Here is a 1,389-nt window from a genome sequence, read left to right as displayed (position 1 = left end):
GCAGATGATCAGGATGGTCTGGTCGGGTGCGGTGCGCAGCAGTGCCGCTCGCAGGAGTGGTCCGGTGGCCAGGTCGAAGGGGGTGGCGGCGATGGCGTTGAGGTGGCGGGTGATGTCGTCTTCGTCGTGCCCGGTGAGGTCGGTGATGGGCAGGTCGACGGGGGCGGGCGGGTCGATCAGCTGGTAGGGCTGGCCGGTGTCGTCGGCGGCGAATCGGGTGCGCAGCACTTCGTGTCGTGCCACCAGTGCTGACAGCGCCTGCCGCAACGCCGCCACGTCCACCGCCCCGGCCAGACGCAACGCGATCGGCACCACATAGTCCCCCCGGCCCGGCTCCAGCCGGTCCAGGAACCACAACCCCCGCTGCGCGGAGGAGACCGGCATCCGGGAGCCACGCGGCACCGGCGCCAGCGCCTCCTGGTCGCCGGAGTCCTGGTCGGCGGCCCGCATGCCGGGCAGCAGAGCGCTCAGCTCGGCGATGGTCGGCGCCTGGAACAGCGCCCGCAGCGGCACCTCCACGCCCAGTTCGCGGCGCAGCCGGGTGATGACCTTGAAGGCCGGCAGCGAGTGGCCGCCGAGCTCGAAGAAGTTGTCATGGACGCCCGGAGCGGCGATGCCGAGGACGTCCTGCCAGATCCCGGCGACGAGCCGCTCGGTCGCCGTGCGGGGGCCGACCTGGGCGGTGTCGCGGGCGGCGTCCTGAGCGGCGGCCGGCGCGGGCAGGGCCTTGTAGTCGGTCTTGCCGTTGGGGGTCAGCGGCAGGGCGGGCAGCGTCACGAACGCGGTGGGCACCATGTACGCGGGCAGGGTGCGAGCGGCGTGCTCCTTGAGCTCGTCCGCGATGGGCGAGGCACCGCCGGGAGCGGGCACGAGGTAGGCCACCAGCCGCTGCACGCCGGGGATGTCCTCGCGGACGGCCACCGCGGCGGAGCCCACGGCGGGATGCGCGATCAGGGTCGCCTCGATCTCGCCGAGCTCGATCCGGTACCCGCGCAGCTTCACCTGGTTGTCGATCCGGCCCACGAACTCCAGTTCTCCGGTGGGCAGCCAGCGGCACAGGTCGCCGGTGCGGTACAGACGTCCCGGCCGTCCGCTGAGATGGTCCTCGATGAACCTCTCGCCGGTGAGCTGGGGCCGGTTGAGGTAGCCGCGCGCGACGCAGATGCCGCCGAGCAGGCATTCCCCGGCCACCCCGACCGGCACCGGCCGGCCGTTCCCGTCGACGACGTAGGCCGTGGTGTTGGTGATGGGCACGCCGACCGCGATCGCGCCGGTGGTGTCGTCGTCATCGACCCGGCGGGTGGCGGACATGACGTTGGCGACCGAGCATTCGGTGGCGCCGTATTCGTTGTAGATGACGGTGCCGGGTTCGCACACCGCGAGGATGCG

General features: G+C 72.4%; 1 protein-coding gene. It reads right to left on the bottom strand.

What is annotated here, in order from left to right; all coding sequences use genetic code 11:
* The coding region (locus ACZ6QO_RS37835) for a condensation domain-containing protein (protein ID WP_465858338.1) at positions 1–1,389 on the bottom strand (1,389 nt) is incomplete at both ends.

This window comes from Sphaerisporangium sp. NPDC049457, assembly GCF_055586705.1.
Note: the sequence above shows the minus strand (reverse complement) of the source record. Positions and strands in the feature narration are given on the sequence as shown.